Genomic DNA, 5,967 nt, shown 5'->3' with positions numbered 1-5,967 from the left:
CGCGGCGACCGCTGCGTCGACGCCGTCGGCTTCGATCGCGTCGACGAACGCCGCGAGCCGATCCTGTGGCACGAAGTGGTCGGCGAAGCCCATCGCGCTGGCCGCCGGCGGCCCGACGACCGTCGTGCGGGTGCGCCGCCTCGGCGGCGAACCCAACAGCAGGATCCTCGCGGCCGGCGCGTACGTCACGGCCGCCGCGGTCCTGGTCGTGCCGACCATCGCGCTGGCGGTGCCTTGGCTGACCGAGCTCCAACGGCTGTTCTCGGCGTAACCGCGGCACCGTAATCGGCGGTGCGGCCATCATTGAACGAAAGGGTTCCGTCCATGAGCTCGTCGCAGTCCACCACGGGTACCGCGCAGATCGGCGTCACCGGCCTGGCCGTCATGGGGTCGAACATCGCGCGGAACTTCGCCCGGCACGGCTACACCGTGGCACTGCACAACCGCTCGGTCGCCAAGACCGACGCGCTGCTGGCCGAGCACGGATCCGAGGGCAAGTTCGTCCGCAGCGAGACCATCGCCGAGTTCCTCGACGCACTGGAGAAGCCGCGCCGCGTGCTGATCATGGTCAAGGCCGGGGACGCCACCGACGCGGTCATCAACGAGCTGGCCGACGCGATGGAACCCGGCGACATCATCATCGACGGCGGCAACGCGCTCTACACCGACACCATCCGCCGGGAGAAGGCGATCCGCGAGCGCGGGCTGCACTTCGTCGGCGCGGGCATCTCCGGCGGTGAGGAGGGCGCCCTGAACGGGCCGTCGATCATGCCCGGCGGTCCCAAGGAGTCCTACGAATCGCTCGGCCCGCTGCTGGAGGAGATCTCCGCCCACGTCGACGGTGTGCCGTGCTGCATCCACATCGGTCCCGACGGCGCCGGGCACTTCGTCAAGATGGTGCACAACGGCATCGAGTACTCCGACATGCAGCTCATCGGCGAGGCCTACCAGCTGCTGCGCGACGGCCTCGGCAAGACCGCATCGGAGATCGCCGGCGTCTTCGACGAATGGAACTCCGGAGACCTGGACAGCTTCCTGGTCGAGATCACCGCGCAGGTGCTGCGTCAGGTCGACGCCAAGACCGGCAAGCCGCTGGTCGACCTGATCCTCGACGAGGCCGAGCAGAAGGGTACCGGCCGCTGGACGGTCAAGTCCGCCCTCGACCTCGGCGTGCCGGTGACCGGCATCGCCGAGGCGGTGTTCGCGCGGGCGCTGTCCGGCTCGGTTGCCCAGCGCAAGGCGACCACCGGCCTGGCCTCCGGCGACCTCGGTGAAAAGCCCGCAGACGAAGCACAATTCGTCGAGGACGTCCGGCAGGCGCTGTACGCGTCGAAGATCATCGCCTACGCGCAGGGCTTCAATCAGATCCAGGCCGGCAGCGCCGAGTACGGCTGGAACGTCACCCCCGGTGACCTGGCCACCATCTGGCGGGGCGGCTGCATCATCCGGGCCAAGTTCCTCAACCGGATCAAGGACGCCTTCGATGAGGATCCCGAACTGCCGACGTTGATCGTCGCGCCCTACTTCCGCGACGCCATCGAGGCCGCGATCGACAGCTGGCGGCGCGTGGTGGTCAAGGCCACCGAGCTCGGCATCCCGATCCCGGGCTTCTCCTCGGCGCTGTCCTACTACGACGGGCTGCGCACCGAGCGGCTGCCCGCCGCGCTGACCCAGGGGCTGCGCGACTTCTTCGGCGCACACACCTACGGCCGCATCGACACCGACCCGCAGCGCCGGTTCCACACCCTGTGGAGCGGCGATCGCAGCGAGGTGGAGGCCTGATTTTCTCCGGCGAACAGACACAAACTCGCACGATTTAGGCGCTCTGAGTGCGATTTTGTGTCTGCTCGCGGGGAAGCCCGGCCACTAGACTCGGGGCGTGAAGTTTCTCGATGGCCACCGGCCGCCGTACGACCTGACCTACAACGATGTGTTCGTCGTGCCGAGCCGCTCGGAGGTGCAGTCGCGCTTCGACGTGGACCTGTCCACGGTGGACGGGTCCGGTACGACGATCCCCGTGGTGGTCGCGAACATGACCGCGGTGGCCGGCCGGCGCATGGCCGAGACGGTCGCGCGCCGCGGCGGCATCGTGGTGCTGCCGCAGGACCTTCCGGTGTCGGCGGTCAAGCACACCGTGGACTTCGTCAAGAGCCGCGACACCGTGGCCGACACGCCGGTGACCCTGTCGCCCGACGACTCGGTGTCGGACGCGACCGCGCTGATCCACAAGCGCGCCCACGGCGCCGCGGTGGTGGTCTTCGAGAACCGGCCCATCGGGTTGGTCACCGAGGCCTCCTGCGCGGGCGTCGACCGTTTCACCCGGGTCCGCGACGTGGCGATCTCCGATTTCGTGACCGCACCCGTGGGCACCGATCCGCGCAAGGTGTTCGACCTGCTCGAGCACGCCCCGGTGGACGTGGCGGTGCTGACCGAGGCCGACGGGTCGCTGGCCGGGGTGCTGACCCGGACCGGGGCCGTCCGGGCCGGGATCTACCGCCCCGCCGTCGACGCCCACGGCCGGTTGCGCATCGCCGCGGCCGTCGGGATCAACGGCGACGTCGGCGCCAAGGCCCGCGACCTCGCCGAGACCGGCGTCGACCTGCTGGTCATCGACACCGCGCACGGCCACCAGCAGAAGATGCTCGATGCGATCGAAGCGGTCGCCTCCCTGGATCTGGGTCTGCCGCTGGCGGCGGGCAACGTCGTGTCGGCCGAGGGCACCCGCGACCTGATCAACGCGGGAGCCTCGATCGTCAAGGTCGGGGTCGGGCCCGGCGCCATGTGCACCACCCGGATGATGACCGGTGTGGGCCGGCCGCAGTTCTCGGCGGTCGTCGAATGTGCCGCGGCGGCAAAGGAACTCGGTGGTCACGTGTGGGCGGACGGCGGCGTGCGGCATCCGCGCGACGTCGCGCTGGCCATCGCCGCCGGGGCGTCCAACGTGATGATCGGGTCGTGGTTCGCCGGCACCTACGAGTCCCCGGGCGACCTGATGCACGACCGCGACGACCGGCCGTACAAGGAGAGTTACGGCATGGCCTCCAAGCGTGCCGTCGCGGCCCGCACCGCCGCCGACAGTTCCTTCGACCGCGCCCGTAAGGCGCTGTTCGAGGAGGGCATCTCGTCGTCGCGGATGAACCTGGACCCGGCGCGGGGCGGCGTCGAGGACCTCCTCGACCACATCACCTCGGGGGTCCGCAGCACCTGCACCTACGTCGGCGCGGGCACACTGACAGAGCTGCACGAGAAGGTGGTGCTCGGCGTGCAGTCAGCCGCCGGTTTCGCCGAGGGACACCCGCTGCCCACGGGCTGGTGACGGGTAGGCCAGCACGTCCCCGGCGACCTCGACGGTGACCGTCGCCCCGTCGTGCAGTGCGGTCGGCACCGGGCTGCGCAGCTGCAGCGGGGTGCCGTCGGTGAGCTCGACGTGCACGACGGTGTCGGCGCCGTAGAACCGGCGCGCCGTCACCTGGGCCGGTGCGCCGGACGGGCCGGTACCGAACCGCAGCTGTTCCGGGCGCAGCACCACCACTGCCGGGCCGTCGACGGCGGCGTCCCGCGCGGGCAGCGGCCCGAGTGAGGTGTGCACCACCCCGGCGTCCACCGTTCCGGCGATCTCCACGGTGCTGCCGAGGAACCGGGCGCCGGCCAGCGAGCTGGGGTGTTCGTAGAGCTCGGTGGGCGTGCCGTGCTGGGCCACGACCCCGTCGATGAGCAGCGCCACCGAGTCGGCCAGGGACAGCGCCTCGGACTGGTCGTGGGTGACCAGCAACGCCGTGGTGCCGGTGTCCCGCAGGATCGCGGCGATGTCCTCGCGCACGCGCACCCGCAGGCCGGCGTCCAACGCGGCGAACGGTTCGTCGAGCAGCAGCACCCGCGGCCGGGCGGCCAGCGCCCGCGCCAGCGCGACCCGCTGTTGCTGTCCTCCGGAGATCTCGTGTGGCCGGGCGTCGGCCAGCCCGTCGAGGCCGACGACGTCGAGCCAGTGCGCGACCAGCGCCGGGGCCCGTCCCCGGAGGGCCCGGCCGAGCCCGAACGCGACGTTCTCCCCCACGCTCAGATGCGGGAACAACGCCCCTTCCTGCGGCATCAGCCCGACGCGGCGGCGGTGCACCGGCACGGTGGGGCCGTCGCCGGCGACCGTCTCGCCGGCGATGCTGACCGTCCCGGCGTCGGGTTCCTCGAAGCCGGCCAGGATCCGCAGCAGCGTGGTCTTCCCGCACCCGGAGGGGCCGAGGACGGCGGTGATGGTCCCGGCGGACAGGTCCAGGTCGACGCCGGACAGCACCCTGCGGGCGCCGAACGCCTTGTGGATGCCCCGCGCGCTGACCGCGGCGGCCGCGTCAGTCACTGCGCACCCCTCCGTCCCCGGTGCCCCACACCCCGAGCAGCGCCGTCGGGACCGCGGCGAACAGCAGCAGCGCGGCCGCGTACGGCGCCGCGGCGGCGTAGTCGCTGACCGAGCTGTACCCCCACAGCCGGGTGGCCAGCGTGTCGGTGCCGGTCGGGTGCAGCAGCAGCGTCACCGGGAGTTCCTTCATGCACGTCAACAACACCAGCGCGGCGCCGGCCGCGATGCCGGGCAGCGCGACGCGCGCGGTCACCGCGCCGAAGGCCCGGACCGGGGGCCGTCCCAGCGACCGGGCCACCTCCTCCAGCCGGATCGGGGCGGCTTCCACCGCGGCGCGTATCGAACCGATGGCCATGGGCACGAACAGCACCGTATAGGCAAGGATCAGCAGCGGCTCCCGCTGGTAGATCGGCCGCAGCAGCAGCACGCCCAGGGACACCATCGAGATCGCGATGACGATCGCCGGAAGCCCGTGCGCGACATAGCTCGCGCCTTCCAGGATGCGGGTCGCCCGGTCGCGGTGACGGGCCGCCAGCACCCCCAGCGGCAGCGCCGCAGCCGTGGACACCAGCGCCGCCGCGGCCGACAGCCAGATCGTCGACCCCAGCGCACCGGACCATTCGGCGACGTCCCAGCGCGCGCCGGCGGTGACGAGCCATTGCGCCAGCTCGACGCCCGGAACCACCACGGCGGCGGCGAGCACCGCCGCCGGTGCCAGCAGTGCGACCGGAGCCCATCGCCCGAGCCGGTTCAACGGCGCCGGCCGCGGTGAACCGCCCCCGAGGCGGGACGCCGCCGCCAGCCCGCGGGCCCGGTGCTCGGCCACCACCAGCGCCACCGCGAACACCATCAGCACCAGGGAGAGCACCGCGGCGCGCGACGGGTTGAAGCCCGACCGGTAGGCGCCGTAGATCACCCAGGTGAACGCCTCGAAGCGCATCGCCGCGACCGCGCCGAAATCGCTGAGCACGTACAGCGCCACCAGCAGCGCGCCGGCCGCGATCGCCGCGCGCGCCTGCCGCAGCGTGACCCGGAACAGCACCGCGAACCCGCCCAGGCCCAGCGAGCGGGCCACCTCCTCCTGGGCCGGGTCGACCCGGGCCAGCGCCGCCGTGGTGGTCAACAGCACGAGCGGATAGCTGACCAGCGTGAGCACCAGGGCGGCGCCCCAGAAGCCGGCCACGGACGGATATGCCGACACCCACAGATACGCGAGCAGGTAGCTCGGCATCGCCAGCGGCAGCGTCAACGCGACCGCCAGCCAGCGCCGTCCCTTGAGGTCGGTGCGCGTGACGAGCACCGCCAGCCCCACGCCCAGCACGACGCAGGCGGCGGTGACGACACCCACCAGCAGCAGCGACCGGCCGATCAGCGCCGCGGTGCGCGGCTGGAAGAGTTCGTCGACGACGAACGACCAGCCGCGCTCCAGCGAGCGTTCGACCAGGTACGCCAGCGGCACCAGGGTGCAGGCGGCGACCAGCGCGGCGGGCAGCAGGATGGTCAGGGTGGGCTGCAGCCGGAACGAGAGCAGCGTGGTGCCCAGCAGGGTGGTCAGCATGGACAGCAGCGACCACGCGTAGACGGTCAGCACGGCGACGGCCAGCGCGCCCGCGCGG

4 protein-coding genes and 1 pseudogene are annotated in these 5,967 nt (G+C 72.0%); 3 read left to right on the top strand and 2 right to left on the bottom strand.

Features of this window, described 5'->3' with window-relative positions; translation table 11 throughout:
* From ASJ79_RS31115 to ASJ79_RS16685, 3 genes and pseudogenes are all read left to right on the top strand, one after another.
* Nucleotides 1–271, top strand: a pseudogene (locus ASJ79_RS31115) (hypothetical protein); the annotation flags it as partial.
* A gap of 53 nt (nucleotides 272–324) precedes the next feature.
* Complete coding sequence (gene gndA / locus ASJ79_RS16690) at nucleotides 325–1,782, top strand: NADP-dependent phosphogluconate dehydrogenase (protein WP_067957261.1); 1,458 nt, start codon at nucleotides 325–327, stop codon at nucleotides 1,780–1,782.
* Between the two features lie 97 nt (nucleotides 1,783–1,879).
* The gene (locus ASJ79_RS16685) at nucleotides 1,880–3,316 is read left to right on the top strand and encodes a GuaB1 family IMP dehydrogenase-related protein (protein WP_067957259.1); all 1,437 of its coding nucleotides are present in this window, start codon (nucleotides 1,880–1,882) and stop codon (nucleotides 3,314–3,316) included.
* Here the strand turns inward: ASJ79_RS16685 and ASJ79_RS16680 are convergent.
* Nucleotides 3,269–4,351: an ABC transporter ATP-binding protein gene (locus ASJ79_RS16680; RefSeq protein WP_067957256.1), complete on the bottom strand. Its 1,083-nt coding sequence runs from the start codon at nucleotides 4,349–4,351 to the stop codon at nucleotides 3,269–3,271. The genes ASJ79_RS16685 and ASJ79_RS16680 overlap by 48 nt on opposite strands.
* Nucleotides 4,344–5,967 (bottom strand): iron ABC transporter permease (locus ASJ79_RS16675; protein ID WP_082753875.1); only part of this gene is annotated, 1,624 nt, incomplete at its 5' end. The genes ASJ79_RS16680 and ASJ79_RS16675, both read right to left, overlap by 8 nt.

The sequence above is a fragment of the Mycobacterium sp. NAZ190054 genome, from assembly GCF_001545925.1.
GTDB lineage: Bacteria > Actinomycetota > Actinomycetes > Mycobacteriales > Mycobacteriaceae > Mycobacterium.
This window is presented reverse-complemented; position numbering and strand designations above follow the sequence as displayed.

Excerpts from the sequence above, each read along its gene's own strand:
- gndA (WP_067957261.1), top strand. The coding sequence starts at position 325 with ATGAGCTCGTCGCAGTCCACCACGGGTACCGCGCAGATCGGCGTCACC.